This window comes from Arthrobacter sp. TmtSoilC51, assembly GCF_055388015.1.
In genome coordinates this window covers 2,622,460-2,642,583 of record NZ_AP035877.1, presented here as the reverse complement: position 1 = coordinate 2,642,583, position 20,124 = coordinate 2,622,460, and the positions used below count along the sequence as shown (strand labels likewise).

The 20,124-nt window shown below is 60.9% G+C and carries 17 protein-coding genes; 9 read left to right on the top strand and 8 right to left on the bottom strand.

Annotated features, from left to right (window positions below):
- Window positions 1-124: 124 nt before the first annotated feature.
- Entirely contained in the window at window positions 125-484 is a 360-nt protein-coding gene (locus tag ACZ5G6_RS12020) for a CU044_2847 family protein (protein WP_498685767.1), read from the top strand.
- A gap of 42 nt (window positions 485-526) precedes the next feature.
- Here ACZ5G6_RS12020 and ACZ5G6_RS12015 read toward each other — a convergent pair whose 3' ends face one another.
- From ACZ5G6_RS12015 to acsA, 5 genes are read right to left on the bottom strand one after another with little or no spacing between them, the layout of a single operon-like run.
- The gene (locus ACZ5G6_RS12015; RefSeq protein ID WP_498685766.1) at window positions 527-769 is read right to left on the bottom strand and encodes an acyl carrier protein; all 243 of its coding nucleotides are present in this window, start codon (window positions 767-769) and stop codon (window positions 527-529) included.
- Window positions 766-2,082 carry a dihydrolipoamide acetyltransferase family protein gene (locus tag ACZ5G6_RS12010; RefSeq protein ID WP_498685765.1) on the bottom strand — a complete coding sequence of 439 codons (1,317 nt, stop codon included), beginning with the start codon at window positions 2,080-2,082 and terminating at the stop codon, window positions 766-768. Before ACZ5G6_RS12010 ends, ACZ5G6_RS12015 begins: the two co-directional genes overlap by 4 nt.
- The gene (locus ACZ5G6_RS12005) at window positions 2,075-3,055 is read right to left on the bottom strand and encodes an alpha-ketoacid dehydrogenase subunit beta (protein WP_498685764.1); all 981 of its coding nucleotides are present in this window, start codon (window positions 3,053-3,055) and stop codon (window positions 2,075-2,077) included. The genes ACZ5G6_RS12010 and ACZ5G6_RS12005 overlap by 8 nt, the downstream gene beginning before the upstream one ends.
- Complete coding sequence (gene pdhA / locus ACZ5G6_RS12000; protein ID WP_498685763.1) at window positions 3,052-4,053, bottom strand: pyruvate dehydrogenase (acetyl-transferring) E1 component subunit alpha; 1,002 nt, start codon at window positions 4,051-4,053, stop codon at window positions 3,052-3,054. The genes ACZ5G6_RS12005 and pdhA overlap by 4 nt, the downstream gene beginning before the upstream one ends.
- Entirely contained in the window at window positions 4,050-5,879 is a 1,830-nt protein-coding gene (acsA, locus tag ACZ5G6_RS11995) for an acetate--CoA ligase (protein ID WP_498685762.1), read from the bottom strand. The genes pdhA and acsA overlap by 4 nt, the downstream gene beginning before the upstream one ends.
- Window positions 5,880-6,094: 215 nt before the next feature.
- On the opposite strand from acsA, the gene ACZ5G6_RS11990 reads away from it, so the two are divergent.
- Together ACZ5G6_RS11990 and ACZ5G6_RS11985 are read left to right on the top strand one after the other, a co-directional pair.
- A complete protein-coding gene (locus ACZ5G6_RS11990) occupies window positions 6,095-6,505 on the top strand; it encodes a VOC family protein (RefSeq protein ID WP_498685761.1) in 411 nt (136 codons plus the stop codon).
- A 232-nt stretch (window positions 6,506-6,737) separates the two neighbouring features.
- Window positions 6,738-7,721 carry an ANTAR domain-containing protein gene (locus tag ACZ5G6_RS11985; protein ID WP_498685760.1) on the top strand — a complete coding sequence of 328 codons (984 nt, stop codon included), beginning with the start codon at window positions 6,738-6,740 and terminating at the stop codon, window positions 7,719-7,721.
- 80 nt (window positions 7,722-7,801) lie between these two features.
- Here the strand turns inward: ACZ5G6_RS11985 and ACZ5G6_RS11980 are convergent, their stop codons facing one another.
- The 3 genes from ACZ5G6_RS11980 to ACZ5G6_RS11970 all read right to left on the bottom strand — a co-directional run bounded on the left by ACZ5G6_RS11980 (window position 7,802) and on the right by ACZ5G6_RS11970 (window position 13,293).
- Window positions 7,802-9,262: an MGDG synthase family glycosyltransferase gene (locus ACZ5G6_RS11980; RefSeq protein ID WP_498685759.1), complete on the bottom strand. Its 1,461-nt coding sequence runs from the start codon at window positions 9,260-9,262 to the stop codon at window positions 7,802-7,804.
- 122 nt (window positions 9,263-9,384) lie between these two features.
- Window positions 9,385-10,062 (bottom strand): hypothetical protein, encoded by a 678-nt coding sequence (locus ACZ5G6_RS11975; RefSeq protein WP_223932658.1) that lies wholly within the window; start codon window positions 10,060-10,062, stop codon window positions 9,385-9,387.
- Window positions 10,063-10,278: 216 nt separating this feature from the next.
- Window positions 10,279-13,293, bottom strand: coding sequence for an AfsR/SARP family transcriptional regulator (locus ACZ5G6_RS11970; RefSeq protein WP_498691844.1), 3,015 nt, complete (start codon window positions 13,291-13,293; stop codon window positions 10,279-10,281).
- A gap of 245 nt (window positions 13,294-13,538) precedes the next feature.
- Here ACZ5G6_RS11970 and ACZ5G6_RS11965 point away from each other — a divergent pair, with 245 nt between their 5' ends.
- The 6 genes from ACZ5G6_RS11965 to ACZ5G6_RS11940 are packed head-to-tail and all read left to right on the top strand — an operon-like array spanning window position 13,539 to window position 20,091.
- Entirely contained in the window at window positions 13,539-14,246 is a 708-nt protein-coding gene (locus ACZ5G6_RS11965; protein WP_223932656.1) for a hypothetical protein, read from the top strand.
- A 14-nt stretch (window positions 14,247-14,260) separates the two neighbouring features.
- Complete coding sequence (locus ACZ5G6_RS11960) at window positions 14,261-15,331, top strand: ABC transporter permease (RefSeq protein WP_223932655.1); 1,071 nt, start codon at window positions 14,261-14,263, stop codon at window positions 15,329-15,331.
- Between the two features lie 47 nt (window positions 15,332-15,378).
- On the top strand, window positions 15,379-16,521 hold the full coding sequence (locus tag ACZ5G6_RS11955; protein ID WP_223932654.1) for a sugar ABC transporter substrate-binding protein: 1,143 nt from the start codon (window positions 15,379-15,381) through the stop codon (window positions 16,519-16,521).
- A gap of 38 nt (window positions 16,522-16,559) precedes the next feature.
- Window positions 16,560-18,095, top strand: coding sequence for a sugar ABC transporter ATP-binding protein (locus ACZ5G6_RS11950; protein WP_498685758.1), 1,536 nt, complete (start codon window positions 16,560-16,562; stop codon window positions 18,093-18,095).
- On the top strand, window positions 18,092-18,820 hold the full coding sequence (locus ACZ5G6_RS11945) for an aspartate/glutamate racemase family protein (RefSeq protein WP_223932652.1): 729 nt from the start codon (window positions 18,092-18,094) through the stop codon (window positions 18,818-18,820). The genes ACZ5G6_RS11950 and ACZ5G6_RS11945 overlap by 4 nt, the downstream gene beginning before the upstream one ends.
- Entirely contained in the window at window positions 18,817-20,091 is a 1,275-nt protein-coding gene (locus ACZ5G6_RS11940) for an amidohydrolase family protein (RefSeq protein ID WP_223932651.1), read from the top strand. The genes ACZ5G6_RS11945 and ACZ5G6_RS11940 overlap by 4 nt, the downstream gene beginning before the upstream one ends.
- Window positions 20,092-20,124 lie beyond the last annotated feature (33 nt).

Here is a 20,124-nt window from a genome sequence, read left to right as displayed (position 1 = left end):
CTCCCTTTCTTCCATGGGACTTTTGTCCCTGTCATCCACGGACCATGATGCGGGATCCTGAAGACGATATCCGCAGAGTGGGCGACGCGCCAGTGGCACCCATCCGACCAAAAGGAGGCACCCCATGACAGAGGTACTTAGGTACGAAGTCGGATCCGGAACTGTGCTCGTCGAAGTCGACGAAAACAGCTATGGAGTGGACCACCCTGCCCGCAACGAGCAGGGCATCCTGGACGTCGACCGGCGGCTTGAAGACGCTTTGGCCAGCGTCCGACCAGCAGCTGCCGCGGCTCTGGAGGCCATGCAGGAGCTTGCGCCCGAGCACATGGAGATCGAATTCGGAATCAAGCTTGCCGGAGACGCTGGTGCGCTCATTGCGAAAGCCACACCCGAGGGGCATTTCATCGTTCGGATGTCCTGGTCTTCCGCCAACCACCACGATGCCGAGGCCGAGATCCACGAGCACGCGGGCACGATCCACTAGCTTGTTTGACCGCGATGTTGCTTGGCCGGGACTAAGCGGTTGTCAGCCGTGGGCCATCAGATACTCGACCAAACCCCTCACGGTGGTAACGGAAGGGTAATCGCGTTCGGGTATGTCGATTCCCGTGTCCGCATCGATGGTTTCCACGATCCGCAGGAAGTCCAGGGAATCGAGTTCGAGATCCTGCCGCAGCCGGGACTCCTCGTCCACGGCGGCCATGTCTACGTCGGGGGCAACTTTACCCATGGCACTCACTACTGCTGCCCGCGCGGCCTGTTCGTTCATAGCTCCTCCGGTCTCTGCAACAGCTCACTGACTTTGTTCAGGTACCGGGCGCCGCGAAGGCCGTCACTGACCCGGTGGTCGCCCGACAACGTGGCGATGGTCATGTGCCGGATGCCAAGCATTCCGTTGTGTGCCCAAGGCTGTTCCGTGACTTTGCCGAACCCCACCATGGCGACCTGCGGCGGATAAATCACGCCGTACACACTTTCGACGCCGAGCTCGCCGAGATTGGTCACTGTCAGCGTAGGATCGGCCATCTCCGCGCGCTGCAGGCGTCCTGCCCTGGCGCGGCCGACAAGGTCCCGCAACTGCTCCATGAGGACACTCAAGGGAAGAGTGTCGGCGTTATGGATCGCGGGAGCCACCAATCCCCCTTTACGGAGCGCCACGGCGACGCCCAAATGAACTGATGTGCTCGGCTTGAATACCCCGTTGGCATAGAAGCCGTTCACCTCCGGCACGTCCCGCGCTGCAACTGCGGCCGCTTTAAGCAGCAGTGCCGATGGCACCAGCCGCGAGCTGACTGGTAGTTGCAGATTCGCCGACTCCATCCATTCGATTGCGGCCTGGAGATCCAATGTTTCAGCCAGATAGTAATGAGGGATGGTCTTCTTGGACTTCGACATCAAGGCACCGATTGCCCGCCGCAGCGTGTCTGTCCGTTCGGATGCCTTTGCGCGGGCCTCCTGGGGCTGAATTGTTTCCTCTTCCACTTCCGGAGTGGTCCCTGCCGGGGATGTGGCGGCGGAGACCAACCCGGGCCCTTGGTGTTGGACACCGGCATACCCATGGACGTCGGCTTCGGTTACGGCTCCGCCCGGGCCGCTGCCGCGAACGGCTTGGATGTCCACGCCGAGTTCACTTGCAACGCGCCGGGCCCGCGGCGAGGATCTGACACGATTGGCGGTCCTCCCCCCGGAACCGGCATGTTCCACATCCTCCCGGGTGATGCGGCCGGCCTTGCCGCTGCCCTTGAGCTTCGCCGTGTCCACACCCAGTTGATGTGCCAGATGCCGTACGGGCGGCGCGGGAGGGGAAGCTGTTGGCTGTTCACGGATGACGTGGCCCGTCTCGGCCGGCGTCGCGGTGATCCTCGCCAAGGGCGTACCTACGGGAACTGTTTCTCCTACATCCACCAGGAGATCGGCGACTACACCTTCCTGGAAAGACTCCACATCCATGATCGTCTTGTCAGTGTCCACTACGGCCATGATGTCACCACGGCGGACGTAATCGCCCGGCTTTACCAGCCACTCGACAAGCTTGCCGTGGTCCATGTCCGCCCCCAAAGAAGGCATCAGGAAATCACCCATGGACGCCAACTGCTTCCCTCACTGCGGCAACGAGCTTGTCCACCGAAGGTAATGCTGCCACTTCCATATGTTTCGAATAGGGAATTGGCACCTCAGCGCTGCACACCCGTCCCACAGGTGCATCCAGGTCAAAAAAGGCATGCTCCGTAATTCGCGCGCTGACCTCAGCCGATATGCTCCCGCTCCGCCAACCCTCATCGACCACTACCGCACGGTGCGTGCGGACGACACTTTCAAGGATGGCGGCTTCATCCAAAGGACGCAGTGTCCGCAGATCCAGGACTTCGGCATCCACGCCTTCAGCAGCCAACTGTTCGGCTGCCTCCAACACCATGGGAAGTGTCCCGCCGTAAGTAATGACGGATATATCGCTCCCGGCGCGCCGGATCCTCGCTGTATCGATGTCCACGGGAATCGTGTCGTCCTCCAGTTCTCCTGCAAGGTTGTACAGCGAGCCGTGCTCGAAAATCAGTACAGGGTCAGGATCCTCCAGCGCGGTCCACATCATGCCCCTGGCGTCCTCAAGAGTGGCAGGCGCCAGGATTCGCAGGCCCGGAATGTGCGCGTACCATCCTTCAAGGCTGTGCGAGTGCTGTGCACCCAATTGGCGACCGGCTCCGGTGGTCATCCGGATCACCAAAGGTACGTGGAATTGTCCGCCGGACATGTGCAGCAAAGATGCCGCGTTGTTCACGATCTGGTCCAGGGCAAGGAGACTGAAGTTCACCGTCATGATCTCCACGATGGGGCGCATGCCACCCAGGGCAGCACCGATGCCGGCACCAACGAACCCTGACTCGGACAAAGGGGTGTCCCGGATACGGTCCGGCCCGAACTCCTCCAGCAAACCCAGGCTGACAGCGAACGAGCCGCCGTAGGCGCCTACGTCCTCCCCCATGAGGAAGACCCTGTGATCGCGTTGCATCGCATCGCGGATACCCGCCCGGACAGCCTCGCGATAACTGATGTTCACGGGACCTTCTCCTCGCTGTAAACAAAGCGCGTCAGGTCCTCGACGGGTTCCAGGGTTCCCCGTTCAGCGAACTCCACCGCGGCCTCCACTTCGGCCTCCACGTCCGACTGAAGCCCCTCCCACGCGTCCGCTGATAGATCTCCAGCGGCTTCCAGGCTGTTGCGCAGCAGCAGGATAGGGTCCCGCTCCTGCCATCGGGCAACCTCCGCCTTGTCCCGGTATCGTTCCGGATCAAACATCGAATGAGCACGGAATCGGTAGGTACGAAACTCAAGAAAATGGGGCCCGCCGCCCAGCCGGACTGCTTCCACGGCCCGACGCGCAGCATCCTGGACGGCGCGCACGTCCATTCCGTCCACGGCCCAAGCCGGAATCCCATAGCTCGCCGCGCGGAGGGCAATATCCGTCTGTGCCTGGGACCGGGCCAAAGCGGTGCCCATGGCATAAAGGTTGTTTTCGCAGCAAAACAGAACAGGAAGCTGCCACAACGCCGCGAGATTCAGGCTCTCGTGGAACTCCCCTTCCGCTACGGCCCCCTCACCAAAAAAGCAGACCGTAACGCCTTGGCGCCCTGACAACTTGTTCGCTAGGGAAAGTCCGACGGCGAGCGGCAAGCCTCCTGCAACGATCGCATTGCCACCATAGAAGTTCGTATCCGCATCAAAGAGATGCATCGAGCCGCCACGCCCACGGCAACAACCCTCAAGGCACCCATACATTTCGGCGAGGATCCTGCCGGCGTCAACTCCGCGCAAGAGCGCGTGTCCATGCTCACGATATGTGGCGACGACAATGTCATCCGGACCGAGCGTATCCATCACACCTGCGGCGACAGCTTCTTCGCCAATATACACATGGAGGAACCCGCGGATTTTCGATGCACTGTAAAGCTCGATGCACTTCTCTTCCAGCTTGCGTATGCGAAGCATTTGGAGGAGCAACCGGTGGCCTTGCCCTGGTTCCAAGGGAACTTGAAGCGGCGTCAGGGGATCGTTCATTTCGCGTCACCTCCTGTGGGGTCCGCAGGTCCGGACTCGATGGTTGAGGTATCTCCTTCCGGAAGTCCCAGGACGCGGGCCTTCAGGAGCCTCCTCAGGATCTTTCCGCTGCGGGTCTTGGGGAGGACGGCGGCGAACTCCAGCAACCGTGGCGCGACGGCGGGTCCCAGCCGCTTCCGCGCAAAGCCAACAATGTCACGGCGGACTTCTTCCGAAGGTTCCCAACCCGGCCTAAGCTCCACGAAGGCCATCACCACTTCCCCAGCTACCGGATCAGGAACCCCGATCACTCCGGCCTCCGCAACAGCCTGGTGCTCCATGAGCAAACTTTCCACCTCGAACGGGCCGATCAGGTGACCGGAAGATTTGATGACGTCATCTCCCCTGCCGACGAACCAGTAATAGCCGTCTTCATCGCGCTTAGCCAGATCCCCGGTGAGGTACCACCCACCTGCAAAACACCGGCGGTACCGGTCTTCTTCGTTCAGGTATCCGCGGAACATGGACGGCCACCCGGGCCTGAGTGCCAGCTCCCCCACGACGCCCGGTTTCGAAACCAGAAGGGCCTCCCCGCCTCGGACAATGGGTTTGTCCTGGTCATCCCGGGCCACCAGAGCGGCCTCGACACCGGGCAGCGGTTTACCCATGGAACCGGGCCGGATGTCAACAGAGGCGAAGTTGGAGATCATGATCCCCCCGGTTTCCGTCTGCCACCAGTTGTCGTGCACGGGGTGCCCGAAAGCCTCCTGACCCAACACCACCACCTCAGGGTTGAGTGGTTCACCAACACTTGCAACGAAGCGCAGGGCGGACAGGTCATGTTCCGCCGCGCGGGCGGCGCCCGCCTTCATCAACATCCTCAAAGCAGTCGGCGCTGTGTACCAGACCGTGACACCTTCCTTCTCCAGGATCCGGTACCAGCGGTCAACATCCATCTCTTCCTGGTCGACGATCGTCGTAACCCCATGGGTCAGAGGTGAAATCACCCCATACGATGTCCCGGTGACCCAACCAGGATCAGCCGTACACCAGAAGACGTCTCCGGGATGGAGGTCGAGGGCGAAGCGACCGGTCATGTAGTGCGCTGTCACGGCGTCGTGAACGTGTATGGCACCCTTCGGTGTGCCTGTGGTTCCGCTGGTGAAATGCAGCAATGCCATGTCCTCGGCAGAGGTGGCAAGCACCCCCTGCTCCGGAGACGCTGCGCTCATCAGGCTCGCAAGGTCCAGCGTTCCCGGCTCCGGATCCCCCGCGCAGTCTGTCAGGAGTACATGCCTCAGTTGCGGCAGCGATTCCCTGATGCCGGCGATCTTCCGGAGATACAACGCACGGGTGGTCACCAAGGCCTTTCCGCCCCCAAGATGCAACCGCTGGCGGACGGGCTCGGGGCCGAATGCTGAGAACAGCGGGCAAAATACGCTGGCATTCTTGAGTGAACCAAGAACGGCCACATATAGGTCAGGAGTCCTGCCCATCAAAGAGAACACCCTGTCCCCACGGCCGACTCCCAGGCTTCGCAGGACCCCGGCAAACCTGTTTGTCAGGGCTGCCAGCTCACCGTACGTCATGGAACGTGCACTGCCATCGGCTTGGATGAACCTCAATGCCTCACGTTCTGCATTACCGAGCGCCACGTGCCTGTCCACAGCTTCAAAGGCGATGTTGACCCCAACTCCACCCGGCAACCCGGCCAAGGACCTTCTTGCGTCGTCCCATGAGAAGGAGGCGCAGGTCGCCTCATAGTCCTCCAGGTTCGGGCGAACACCCAACCGTTCCACATCCTTGTGGATAGCAGGCCACTGAGCAGCTGATGTTCCGGCGGTCATGCTTCCATGGCACTGCAGCGGCATGGAAGGTGCCAGAGTCGAAAGTCCTGTTTGTCACACGTGGCCGGACCACCCGGCGCTCGTGGACAGTGACTTATGGCACTGGTGAATCTTTCCCGGCTTCGCCATCCTCGACAAGCACAAGGCCGTGTGCACGGCAGCAAATCCTTGCCATCCACATGCCACAGGCACGGCCCTATTGAGAGGCAAACGCCATGGGTGGAGTTGTACATTTTGAGATCCCGGCAGACGACGAAAACCGCGCACGGGAGTTTTACCGCACAAATTTTGGCTGGACCTTCGACGTAGTCCCTGGCATGGGATACAGCCTTGCAACTACCGGGGCAACGGGGTCCGGCGACGAGGGCGCGCCGCACGGAATCGACGGAGCAGTATTTCGCCGGGACGATGCCCTCAAATCCCCGGTTGTCACCATCGACGTCCCGGACATCGACGGCGCCCTGGACCTGATTGGCCGCACGGGAGGAGAGATCTTCCGGGGAAAGATGGAGGTCCCGGGGCGTGGCTGGAACGCATACTTCAAGGACAGCGAAGGCAACGTCATCGGGCTCTGGCAGGAGGCGCGCACAGCCGCCGCCTCAGATGACCGCCCGGGGCCGGCGTAGCAGGACGCACACCCGCCAAGGAGGCAACGCACGACGGCGGCAGGCCGGCGTCGTGCGTTCCCTCAGACCGCACTCCCTGGCTGCGGCGGCGGGGACTTTGGTCCCTACCGGCGGCACGTGGACTCTGCGATCTTGGATGGACCAACTGCCCCTCACGCCCGCAGGGCCCTCATATCGTGAGCCTCAGCGCTGGCGTGTCTTTGCGCCCCGAAGACCGGGAAAGGACAAACCCGTGGCCGGAACTTTCGAGCTGTTTACCGACATGCGTTCCCGTATCCGGTTTCGCCTCAAGGCACCTGACGGAACGGTGTTGGCACTGTCCCGGGGGTTCATAGACAAGCGAGCGGCTGCAGCAGGAATCATGGATGTGCGCGAGTGTGCAGGAACGGGACTGATACAGGACCACACTGCGCAGGCTTCAGCCCGTACCGGCCGCGCCCAACAAATCCGCTACCGGAAGGGCCGGAAGTTCGCCGCGACGGGTTCTCTCACGTCTCCCAAGGGACTTCAAGCCCGGCTCCATGAACTCATCCTGGAGAATCAAGGCATTGATGACCTGCTTGCAGGCCTGGCTGACCTTGCCGCGACAACCCTTGCGCGCCCCGGTACGACCGTGAGTTGCGGAGTCATCCTGGCGAGGCCCAAGAAACCTGTGGTCATCGCAAACAGCCAGACCATGGGCAAGTCCCAAGACCAATTGCAAACCGCAATCGACGAAGGACCCACTCTCACCGCCTTGGCACAGGAAGTGACAGTCGTCTTGCCGGACCTGGAAAACGAGACCAGATGGCCGCGGTACGTGCAGCTTACTGCCGGTCGCGGCATAGGATCCGTACTAGCCGTTCCACTTGGCACTAAAGGAGAATCAAAGAGTGTCCTGAGCGTTTATTCCTGCGATAAGGATGCTTTCACCAGTGAATACATTGCGGCAGCCGAGACCTTCGCGGCACGGGTTTCGCGCACGCTCCGCTTCGCAGTCGACGTAGCTGACCTGAAAGACACCAAGAATAATCTCAGCGCCGCCTTGGCACACAGAGCGGTCATCGATACGGCATTGGGTGTACTGATGGGACAGAACCGGTGCAGCCGCGAAGAGGCATTCTCCATCCTCAGAAAGGCTTCAAATAGCCGGAACGTGAAACTATACAGCGTTGCAGCATCCGTGGTTTCTTCGGTTTCAGCGCAAAGAAACTACGCCCCTCACTTTGATTCCTGACTGGAAGCCGCTCGATATTGGGCGCGTCCGGCAGGAGTTCCCCCTCCCCGGATCCCGGGCATTGATGAGAAAGACGCCTATCAAGGGAGGGTGTGGAAGGGCGTCTCCGGCCCTACGCCGCGGACAGGTAGTGCATCGTCGCCGCGCAGAATGGCGCGGAGCAGCCGCCGCTCCTCCCACCGAGGCCATGCGGGGGCCCTGCCGCGCCGCAGCACGAGGTCCCCGGTGGGCGCCGCGTACCGTTTCTGCAGATCCCCCAGCTCCTCGGCTTGCAGCAGCGCTATCGTGCTACCCGTAGCCCGGTCGACCAAGCGGACCAATGCGGAGGGTCCCGTGAGATCGGTCGCAACGAAGCGCTGCTCGCTTGCGGCAAGAACTGTCCTTTGCGCCGCGCGGGTCACGACCAGTGGACGTAACGGCCCGCTCAGCAAACCGCTCAGCACGTCCGCCGCGGCGTCAGGGCGGCCGGTTCGTTGCGCCGCTGCCCTCATTCGTGGCAGGCGGCCTGGCTCGCGCAGCACCTCGTCGATCTTCCAGCCGATCGTCGCGGTGCTGTTGCAACGGACGGCCGCACCCTGCTCCATCAGGTAATCGCCGTTGCGAACCTCTTGACCTGGGATAGGGTTTACAAGAACCATAGGCAAGCCTGCAGCCATGCACTCCGACGCCGAAAGCCCGCCGGGTTTGCCCACAAACAGGTCCGCGCGATGCAACAGCTGCGGCATCTCCGCCGTGAACCCGAGCACGCGGTAGCGGTCGCCAGCGGGCGCCACCAGCTGCTCGATGCGGTGCCGCAGCCTATCGTTGTTCCCGCACACTACGGTGGCCCTGAATGCCGAACGCATGTGCATCGTCTGCCGCACCACTGCCAAGGCATAGTCCCCGCCGGTAGCGCCCGCCGAGATCAGCAGCATCGGCGGCTCGCTGGCATCGCGCACCTGCACTAAATCAGGCTGCGTGGCGATGGGGATACCCGTCGCCGCTACCCGGTCGGGAGGCAGACCAAGCGCCAGGAGCTCCACCCGCCCTTCCTCCCTGGCCACGAAAAGCGCGTGGAACGCGCTTGAGAGCCACAGGCCCTGGAAGTCATAGTCCGTTGTCACGACGGCGGTCCTCGCGTCAACTACGCCGCGTAAGAGCAGAGACGCCAGCAGCTGAGCGGGCAGGAAGTGCGTACACACGATCGCGGTCGGTCGGAACCTCTTGATCGCGCTGACGACAGGACCGGCGTTCACGCGCGTCCAGGGGTCGATTGGGCCGCGGCGGCGGAACGGCGGGTTGCTGACGTCGTAACCCCACTCGACCAGCCAGGGCAGGCCCTCGACCAGGACGAAGTAACCCTTCGCCAACAGTGCGCGGTATAGGACGCTACTGACCTGAAGCACGTCCAGCACCTGCACCTCGGCGACGTCGGCGCGCGCGGTGCACGCCTGCTGCACCGCCGCAGCTGCGCTGTTGTGCCCCGCACCAACCCCTGCAGACAGGATCAGCACGCGCTCCCCTGCGGCGGTATCCGGGGCCCGTGCCGACGTTCTGCTCATGAAAGAGAGGCTAGCGGGCATCCATCTGATTGGAAACGGTGGTACTTCAGGGGGCTCAGCGCCGCTGGTAAGTTTTACGGCCAGGCACCGGCAGCGGTCGGATTTGGGGGTGGCGCCCGACATTACCGTCCGCGGGCTTTGTACTCCTCGTTGTTGCGGGCGCGGTAGCCGTAGACCAACAAGCCGATCCCCGCCAGGATCACTACGGCCAGAACGATGAAATCTCCGGCAATGAGCAGGGCAGCGGACTGGAAGGCGAGAACCCCACCCAGCAGCCCAAGCACTGCGGCCGGAATAAGAGGCCACTTCATTCGTTCGGTGCCACCATCGCCGGGGACCGGAACCAAGGAAAGCAGAGCGAAAGTGGCCGCCAGCCCGAGGAACAGGACTGCTGCAGCAGGTGTGCCCTGCAGCTGCTCAGGGAGGCTTGCAACCACTGCCAGGATCAGCATGACTCCACAGGGAATGAGCGCCCACCAGTGACTGCGCTCCCTGAGATAGACCGCTCCAAATCCCGATGCCATGAACAGGAACAAAATCGCTCCGGCAGCGCGTCCCTCCGCGAATTGGCTGGTGGCGATGACTGCGGCCAGGCCCAAGAACACGGAGGCTGGGATTGCTGCCCACCAATTTCCGCGCCGGCGGACGAAGACGGCCACAAAGATGCCTCCCACCGCGGTGAAAGTAAGCGGCGGCACATATGCCCCGCTTCCAATGAGACCGAGCTGGTCCAGAAGCAATAGAACGCCCATCGTCATAAGAATGACGCCGGCGATGATGCTTGTTGTTGTAGTCTTCACCAAAGCCTCCCGGATCTGGTCAGGCGGACCCGCCATCCTGCCTGTTCAAGGCTAGAGTCCTGTCGCGGCCAGCTGTAGGGCACAAAGCCCTGCCTTCCGCTGTCTTAAAACCGGACGCCTGCCAGACTCTGGGAAGCTGCCGCCTCTGCTTGGACAGCCTGTTGCGCCGCTGTCTCCGCGCCGGAGTGTGCTCAGTTGCGCCTCGCCCCACCTGTTCTAGCGCAGTTGGTCAAGGAGGGCCTTCGTCTCCCTCGCTGGTTGAGTCCCTATAGCGGCCAGGGCCGAGACGCATTCGGTATACATCATCAGCACGTCGTCGTGGGACCCCAACGCAGACGCAGCCCGCATACGCAGGCGCCAGGCTGCTTCCCTGAGGGGCTCGTCCGTTAGCACGGACTCGGCGAAGTTGTCGGCCTGCGCATACGCACCGAGGTCGAAGGCCAACTGTGCGCTTTCAAGCCTCAACGCGGCAGATGTTGCCTGGATTTCTGCGCGGCGAACCTCAAACCAATCCGATTTGGCTTTTGGGAGATATTCCCCGGAAGCCAAGATCGGCAACGCCGCTTGGATTTCCTCAAGTCTTGCCCTCGGATCATTACTCCGCGCCCTTTGCGCGACCTGTTCGAAACGCTTTGCATCACTCTCGACTGAGACAAAGTCGGCCAACCCTACGGTGTCATTGGAAACAAACGGGCCGACTCCGTCGGGAAGCACGGAACGGAGTTGGTGAATGACCTGACGTAAGTAGGAACGCGATGTGTTTGTGTCCTGTCCATCAAACAACGCATCCAGCAACTGGGATCGGGTGGCTGACATGCTGCCGATGGAAGCCAAATAGGCCAAAAGCTCATAACATTTCGCGATTCGCGGTTTCGCTTCCATTTCACCAACGAGAATTCTTGGGGTCCCGAACTCATGCAACTGAACTATGACCGTCGAGGAGAGCACTTGACGGGAGTCTTCATTGAGAATTCTGCTTCCAAGCCGGTGCCAATCAGTATCGCTGTTGGCAAGACCGTCGAGCCTTCGTGAGAGCACTTCCGGAAATTCCCGGAGTGCCCGGAGCAGCACTTCATCTGTTCCCTGTTGGTGGGCCGCCGCCAGGGCAATATCCGACGCGGCGTCCGAGGTTTCCTCGTCATCGCAATGCCATGCAGCTTCGGCCAGGTAGACAGCAGCAATCGGTAGCTCCAACACTCGCCCGGAGACGCGCATCGATTCCATGGCTCGCTGAAGCCGGATTCGGGCGGATTCATACTCCCGGAGGATGAGATTGCAGAGGCCCTGCCAGACATCGATTTGCTCTGCAGTGGACTGATAGGCACGAGAGGATGCATGACCTTCCAAGGCGTCGAGCACTTGGCGGGCTCGAAGGGGATCGCGCCGCAGCCTGAGTTCAAGTTTCGCTTCGGAAAGTTGGGAGAAAAGATCCCACACGAGAGAGCCATTGCGTCTTGCCTCAGCCCTGCCCTGGGCGATGCAAGATCGTGCCTCGTCTTCGCGTCCCATATCGGTGTACAACTCCGCACCGACCACTGCCCTGAGGCCGGCAGTCAAGACCCCTGCCGCTTCAACCCGCTCATAGAGCCGATGAGCCTCGTCCAATTCGCCGACAGCCCGAAGGGCTGCTACTCGCCAAGGTGCCACCACTGCGTCAGTGGCTGGGTTCGGAGTTGGCGCGGATGCTGCGGCGAGCTCGCCACGCCAGTATCGAAGGCGAAGAACGAGTCCGTCAACGTACACGCTTGTTGTTGAGGACGGGAAAACTGTTGCTGGTTGTTCGTCAATCAAAGTGAGGAGGTACCGCGCCGCCTCCAGTTCCGGTCCATCTTGGGCAACCGCCAAGACTCGCGTGATGTCCTCTACGCGACAGGCATGGTAATAGCACCAAATCATCATCGCTGCTGCATTGCTTGAGCTTCGGGCCAAGGCCTCCCGCTGTCCCATGGCCTCGAGTTGATCGGCAATGCGCACGCCCCGCCAGTACTCCTCGCGGGCAACAGCAAGCATGAGTTCAGCCGTCGTAAGGGGGCTGAGGGCGGCTTGACCGTGACCCGCCAGCGCCTCCAGCCACCTATCGGCCACATCGTAGTCACGACGATCTATCAACGTGCCGATGGCCTGTTCGGCGTACGGCAGTGCCTCGCCGTATGCACCAACTGACAGCAGTTCTTCGGTGGCCTCGACCAGGAATCCCTCTGAAGCCAGGAGTTTGCCGAAAAGAATCCTTAGAGCGACCACATCGGCCCGGGGACGCCTCTCCAAAAGAACCAAGAGGTAATCGCGCAGAACGGGGTGATAGCGGACGGTCTTGCCACCAGGCACCCAAACAGCCGGGATCCGGTGGGCACGCAATTCCGTAAGGAATCCCTCGCTACGTTCCAGCCCAAGGGCCGTTGCCCGTGGAGCATCGACGGCGGCAAGCACGGATGTCGTAATCGCGAATTCCCTTAGTTCGTTGTCCAATCCTTGCAGCACATGCGTCCAGAGGTACGCGTGGAGCGGGTCGATCTCTGGCTGAAGTGCGAGTTTGATGGGCTTTGCTGTGGTTCCAGCGAAAAGTACTCCCACCACCCATCCCCCTGTTGATTCCATGACGGCGTCGATGTCATCAGTTGAGCCTCCGGAAATTTCAAGCGCAGCCCGGGCTTCTTCCCGTGTGAAGGCAAGCTCTCGATCGATGAGGAAGTCCAGTCGCTCGGATCCGGGAACAGCGCTCGAGGGAAGAGTGATGGCATTGCGCGAGATCAGGATGATCCTCACGTTCGTTGGTGCAAAGCGCATCAAATGGTCGATAACGTCCATCGCATGGGGGTGATCGGCGATCCGGTCCACCTGGTCCAAAACAAGCGTGATACGGGAATCGCCCAAGAGAGCCTCAACCAACAGGCCTGCAACTTCACCGTGGGGTGCCTGGGAAGAAAACGCATACTTAACCAGCTCAGGGATCTCCGCGGCAAAAGGAGCGAGGGCAGCTGCAATGTAGGTGAGGAGACGGCCTGGTGAAGCATCGGCGGCATCAATGGTTAACCAGGCAGTGCGCTCGTCATATCTGAGCGCATGACGGACCGCGGTGGTCTTGCCCGCGCCGGCGGTGGCACACACCATCAGCACTGGCAAGGCGTCCAGCCTACTCTGAATCGACGTGTCCAGCCGCGGTCTGTTCACAAGGATCTCGGGCAACGGCGGAGGCGTTAGCTTGCCCCGCAATAACGGCAGTGTGTGCTCCATTGACACTCTTAACTCCTGGCACCGGCGGCTGTGAACGGGAACTGAGTCGATGCGTTAACGACAGCCTCGAAAAACCCGAGTGACGGTTTCGGGTCGGTTAACCGGCTCCTCAATACTGTAACGCTATGAAATGGATGCAAGCTCCACAGCGACCCCAAGAAGGCGCAGGTCTCACAGGCCGAGAGGTTCGCAGGCTTGCCGACCTGGTGCTTTCCTCGGATATTCAGCGCCGTAGGATCACACCCTTGAGTCGGATGATCCCCGGCCTCTCCATCGAAGATGCGCGCCTCGTTCGCGACGAGGTAATCCGTCGTCGTATGGCAAGAGGCGACCGGAGCGCCGTACTCATTGGGCAAGGCCATGGCTCTGGGGATCCGGCGATTCTCAATGAACGCATGGTTTCGGTTACCACCGCGAGGATACCGACTGACTCGGTTCCCCTCCTGGTGCGAGGCGTCGTCGGACTGCATCTCAGCCCAGAATCCGTCCGTCAGGCCCTTCTCGGCCATCTTGTGGAAGCACAAGATGGGAAGCTGCAACTCGGCTTGGAAGTGGCTAGCCACCGTTTCGACGATCGGAACATCGAGACTTCTGATCTGGTAGCCGTAAATGGTGGAGTGACCCGGTTGGTGTCATCCGTTTCACATGCACCAACAGGTGCAGAGCCGACATTTCGCATGCTTCGGGACGGTCTGGCCGTGGACGAAGGATGCGTTCCACCTTCCGATACGGTCCAAAAGGCGGTGGAAGACATCACAGCATACGCAATCCGTTGCTGCACGCCTCTGGCGGAACTCTTTGCCCAGGAGAACGACCAACGCCGCGGCCCGGGGATTCTTGTCGCAGTCGGCATTGGTGAGCCGATCGGACTGACATCCAACAACACCGTAGAACTCGAGGTGGCAGGTGCCCGTGTGGCAGCCGTCATCGCCGATACAGACCACTTCATCTAATGGGAGAACACCCAATGAGTAAGACCTCTTTGCCTTCCGCCAGCCCGGATGAGATAGCTGACCAACGAATCAAACCGGCCACGGCCACCAAGTCCACTCCATCGGGTCCAGTCAAGACTGCAGTCCCGCAGGAGTCCCTCTTCCGCCGTCTCACTTACAAGTACGCCGTTCTTGGCGTACTGATCTTCGTCGTTGCCTTCTTTTCCATCGCAGCCCCGGAGACGTTCTTTACGTTTGAAAACCTGCGAGTGGTCACTTCGTCCCAAAGCGTCCTCATTATTGCCGCACTAGGCCTGGTAATCCCCTTCGCAGCCGGCGAGTTCGATCTTTCGTTCGGCCCAATGATCGCATGGTCCTCCATTGTCCTTGCGGTGCTCAATGTTCAGTTGGGGCTCCCTGGAGAGGTGGCCATTCCCATTGCAGTGGGGTCCACCATGCTGTGGGGCCTCCTGAACTCATACTTCATTGTCAAGATCGGCATCAGTTCGATGATTACGACACTTGGTATGGGTACGGTCATTACCGGTCTGACCCTGGCCGTATCAGGTTCCCAGGTCATCGCAGGGGCTCCTGCATTTCTCAATCAGATTGCGACCACGCAACTGTTCGGGCTGCCTCTACCTGTCTACCTTGCGTTTCTGCTGGCCGTCATTGTTTGGCTGTTCATGGAGCACACCCCGCTCGGTCGTTACATCTATTTCACCGGCGAAGGACGCGAAGTTGCCAGGCTCAGCGGCCTCCCAACCGATCGCATCCGAGTATTCGCCCTGACTTCCAGCGCCTTTTTTTGCGGCCTGGCCGGCGTCCTGAACGTGGGACGCCTCGGCAGCGCCGACCCCAACCTGGGTGCGTCCTTCCTGCTCCCCGGTGCTGCCGCTGTTTTCCTGGGCGCCACCGTCATCAAACCGGGACGCTTCAACGCCTGGGGCACGGTCATTGCGGTGTTCTTGGTTGTGACCGGGGTAACCGGTCTGCAAATGCTGGGCGGTGCAGGTTGGCTCGAGAACGTTTTCAACGGCGCCGCGTTGGTATTGGCCGTCTCGTTCGCCGCAATCGTCAGCCGCAAGTCCGCCTCCAGCTCCTGAAATACCCCACCCCATCCCACTCCCCCGAACTAGAAGGAACCAGTGCAATGAAGAACTCGCGTCCCCTGAAGTCGCTCGCTGCCCTTGGCCTTGGCCTCTCGCTCATCGGGCTGACCGCCTGCCAGGCCGGAAACGCCTCATCCCTGGCAAACTCAACAGTCAACGCCTCCGACGGCAAGATTGCCGCGCAACGTTTCGTGGAAGACAGTGCCAAACCCACGGAGTTCTTGCGTCCTGGCGAGCCGATCGATATTTCGAAGTTCAAGGGGAAAACCATCGCAGCCGTCACCCTGGATAACTCGCTGCCGTTTGTCCGCGCGGTGCTTGATGGCATGACCGAAGCCGGCAAGCACGCGGGCGTTCGAGTCGATGTTTACGATGCCAAAGGGTCCACGGACACAGCTGCAAAGCAGATCGATCAAGCGCTGGCTTCCAAATCAGCCGCAATCGTAGCGTTCGGCATCAACTTCAATCTGCTCCCGACTGCCATCAGCACTGCGAATAAGGCCGGTGTGCCTGTCATCGGCGCATTGAACGTTGACGTGAACGCGCCCCTTGAAAAAGGTGCCGCCGGCGAAGTCAGCATCGATTACTTCAAGTCAGGCAAACTGGTGGCCGCATACGCCGTTGCCAACACAGATGGGCCTGTACACGGTGCAGTCCAGAACCTGCCCTCAATCGAAACCTTCACCGCAATGCGCAAGGGTATAGAAGAGGGTTTCAAGGAATTTTGCTCAAAGGAATGCACCCTGCAAGTCGACGACTTGATGCAGTCCAACTTCAAGACGGCAGCCGAGACCTTGACCGGATCCCAGATTTCCCGGAACTCGAAGCTGAATTGGATCTTCCCTGCAATCGACGGGATTGCGCAGTTCACCATTCCAGCCGTTGAACTATCAAGCCGGAAAGCCGACATCCGCGTCGGGAGCATCAACGCCTTCGAGGCAAACCTCGGCTTCATCCGCGACAAGCGGGTGCAGGCGGTCGACGTCGGAAACAGCAACAACTGGCTTGGCTGGGCCATGATGGACCGCACCCTGCGGGCCCTTGCCGGAGAAAAGCCAGCCATCAGTGAGGTACCAGTGAAGCTCTTTGACTCTAAGAACATCGACGGCGTTGATATCTCGTCCGAAGCTGCCTTGTACGACAACGTCGACTACAAGAACCAGTACACAGGGCTCTGGAAGTAAGTGATCGGTGCAACGGGTCGATCTCAAGGGAGAGAAGAATGAAGGATCATCAGATCACCACTACGCGCGACGGAATCGTACTTTCAGGAGTGTCGAAGACTTTCGGTTTGACCAAAGTCTTGCATGATATCTCCCTGACTTTCGCGCCCGGGACGGTAACTGGAGTGCTCGGTGAAAACGGGGCCGGCAAGTCGACCCTGTTCAAGATCCTTGCTGGGATCTACGAGCCCGATGGCGGGGCCACCTTGCGCGTGAACGGCCGCGAAGCGTCTCTCCCGCTTACGCCAACGACCTCGGCGGATCTGGGTTTCGCATTCGTGCATCAAGACCTTGGACTCGCTGGGTCCCTATCTGTCATGGAAAACGTGTTTGTGGGCGCCATGATGCGCAAATACGGTCTTATCGATTGGAAGAGCCAGGCGGCTAAGGTCGATGAACTGCTGGCTGGCTTGGGCGTTCATCTTGATCCGTCAACTCCGGTTCAGGAGTTGACCCAGGCGGAGAAGGCCGTTGTCGCCATCGCAAGGGCAATCTACGCCCGAGGGCGAGGCCACTCGACCCTCCTGGTGCTCGACGAGCCGACCGCCAATCTCACGGGCGTGGAACGTGAACGTCTCTTTGACGCAATGCGTTCTGCTGCTGCGGGCGGCACGGCAATCGCCTTCTGCACACACCGTCTGGACGAGGTGATGACCGCTACCGACTCCGTTCTGGTCCTCCGCGATGGGCGTGTTGTCATGGAGGCTCCCACAAGCACGATCAACGATGAGAAGGAACTGGCCAGGCACATCCTGGGGCGGGATCTCGAATCCCACTTTCCAGTTCGGACCAGCCACATCGTCGACAACGTCCGGCCAGCGATCAGGGTGACCAACCTAAGCGGCGGCGGAGTACGTGACCTCTCCCTTGAAATCTGCCCCGGCGAGGTGGTGGGGCTGACCGGGCTCGCGGGCGCCGGGCATGATGACGTGCCCGACTTGATCCTCGGGAGCATCAAGTCCGACTCCGGCACTGTTCACGTGGACGGCAAGACTGTCAGGACGTCCTCGCCTGGTGCTGCCACGCGTCAGGGTATTGCGATGCTGCCAGCAGACCGAAAGCGCCGTTCGGGAATCATGAGTGCCTCCATCGCAGAGAATCTGACCCTGGCTTCGCTGGGCCGGTTCACCCGACGAGGCTTCATTGACCAGAAGCGTGAGCATAGGAGCGTCGTCAAGGCCATGGAGCACTTCGATGTGAGACCGGCCGGAGATCCGAACAGGGCCCTTGAGACCCTCAGCGGAGGCAACCAGCAAAAAGTCCTCATCGCCAAGTGGGCCGCCAAGGAAGGGATTCGTTGCCTCATTCTGCATGAACCGACGCAAGGCGTCGATGTCGGCGCAAAAAGGACCATCCTTGAACAGGTCGGACTTATGGCCGCACAGGGTGTTGCCGTGCTCATCGTCTCGTCGGAGCACGAGGAGCTCAGCCACCTCTGTGATCGTGTTTTGATCATGCGCGCTGGCCAACTCCGCCGGGAATTGACAGGTGCCGGCGCCAAACAGATCACTGAACAGTGTTACGTCGCGGCATGAGAATCACGCAGACCCCCACGGCAGGTTCATCGTCGCGAACACGCCGGATAGCTGTCATCAATTCAAACTCCTCTGACCGGGTTACTCAACAACTCGCGGACACTGTGACTCCGGAGCTGTTGTCTGGCACAGAAGCTGTGTTCCTGAACCCGGCAGAAGGTCCGGAAGGCATCGACACGCTTTTCGACGTCATCGTTTCTGGCGCCCACACCGCCGCGTTGGTACGGGAATACAGCCATGACTTTGACGCTTTCGTGGTTGCATGCGGCAATGACCCTGGACTGGCTGCTGCGCGTGAACTGACTGACCGCCCCGTCATCGGGATAGCCGAGGCCGGGATGCTCCAGGCCTGCGCCCAAGGCGCGACGTTCAGCGTGGCAGTCCTTGCGCCAGCCAAAGTTGCCGGGATGCGCGCGCTTATCCGAAGCTACGGGCTGGAGTCGAGGCTGGCCTCGATCATTCCGGCCCGAACGACCAGCAGGGACGCGGCCACATCCCCGGGCGAACTCCTTGACCAACTAACAGACGCCTGCCGTAGTCGCTCGAGCGATGAGTTGGGAGATGTGCTGGTTCTGACAGGCTCGGTCATGGGTCAAATCGCTCATGCGCTCTCCACCCGAATCAACCGTCCCGTTGTCGCCGGAATCCTCGCCGGCGTCCGTATGGCAGAAACCCTTGCGGATGCCACTACCCGCCCAACCTATCCTTCCAAGGAGGAAGCATGACAACCCGGTTTGTACTCGGAGGCCCGATCCTCGACACGGACGCGCGCGCCTTTGTCAGCGATCATATGGTGGTGATCGACGGCGGTCGCTTCGTCGGGATCGAGCCGGCCAGCCAATTGCCGTCCGACGCCCACGAGGTAATCGACGTTCGCGGCGCCCACATCCTCCCGGGTCTCATCGACTCGCATTTTCATCTGATGAGTCGTTCCGGTGTGGAAGCCGACCCCAAGCTCGTCACTACCAGCGTCGTTGACGGTGTTATCACGGCGAGACGGGCTATCGAATCCGGCGTCACCACAGTCCGCGATCCAGGCTGCAAACACCGGGGAATCCACGCTTTCCGCGACGAGATCGCAGCAGGCCGGGTCCTTGGCCCGCGTGCCTTCACTGCAGGTCCGAACATCGTAGGCCGCGGCGCCCCGGTGGACTGGCGAAACCACTTCGCAGACGGCGTTGATGAAGTCCGCCGCGCGGTCCGCGAGGAACGTCTTGGCGGAGCCGACCTCATCAAACTCGTGCTGTCTCACACGACCGGCGACTCAGATTGGACAACGTGCCTCCGCTACCTGAATGACGATGAGATAGCCACAGCAGTAGCCGAAGCGCATCTCCTCGGTGCGCGCGTTGGCTGCCATTGCGAGGGCATTGATGCTGCACGTGCGGCAGTGAATGCCGGCATTGACGTCATCGACCATGGACTTACGCTGGACGACGCCCTGGTGGCCCGAATGGCTGACCAAGGGACGTTCTACGTGCCCACGCTCTGGGCGTTCTCAACGAAAACGCACCTCACCGTTGGCAAGACCATCACGGAAGACCGCGCTGCCATTTATGAAGAGCGCATTGCCCGGGTCCATCGCGAATCTGTGCAGCGAGCCATGGCTGCCGGTGTGAGGGTCGCCGCCGGATCAGACCCAATCCACTGGATTCCAGCCCGTGATGTCATGGTCTGCGAACTTGAAGCCCTGGTGGACGCCGGCATGACCAAGCTCGACGCCCTGTTCTCGGCGACCGAAGTTTCCGCTGCCGCCATCGGCGATCCGAGACTGGGCAGCATCCGGTCCGGAAACTTCGCCGACCTTGTCGTCGTCGACGGCGACCCGTCTACCGATCTGCGTGCACTGGCCAGGCCCCGCTTGGTCATGAAAGACGGTGTCGTCGTCGTCGATCTTCTTGACGACGACAAAGCGGCCAACGAGCTGTGGGCGGACATTGCTACCGGTGCTCCTGCTTCAGACCGCCAACCCGAGATCTGGCTTGCACGCAACTAGCACCAAACCACTTTTTCCATCACTTCAGGAGGA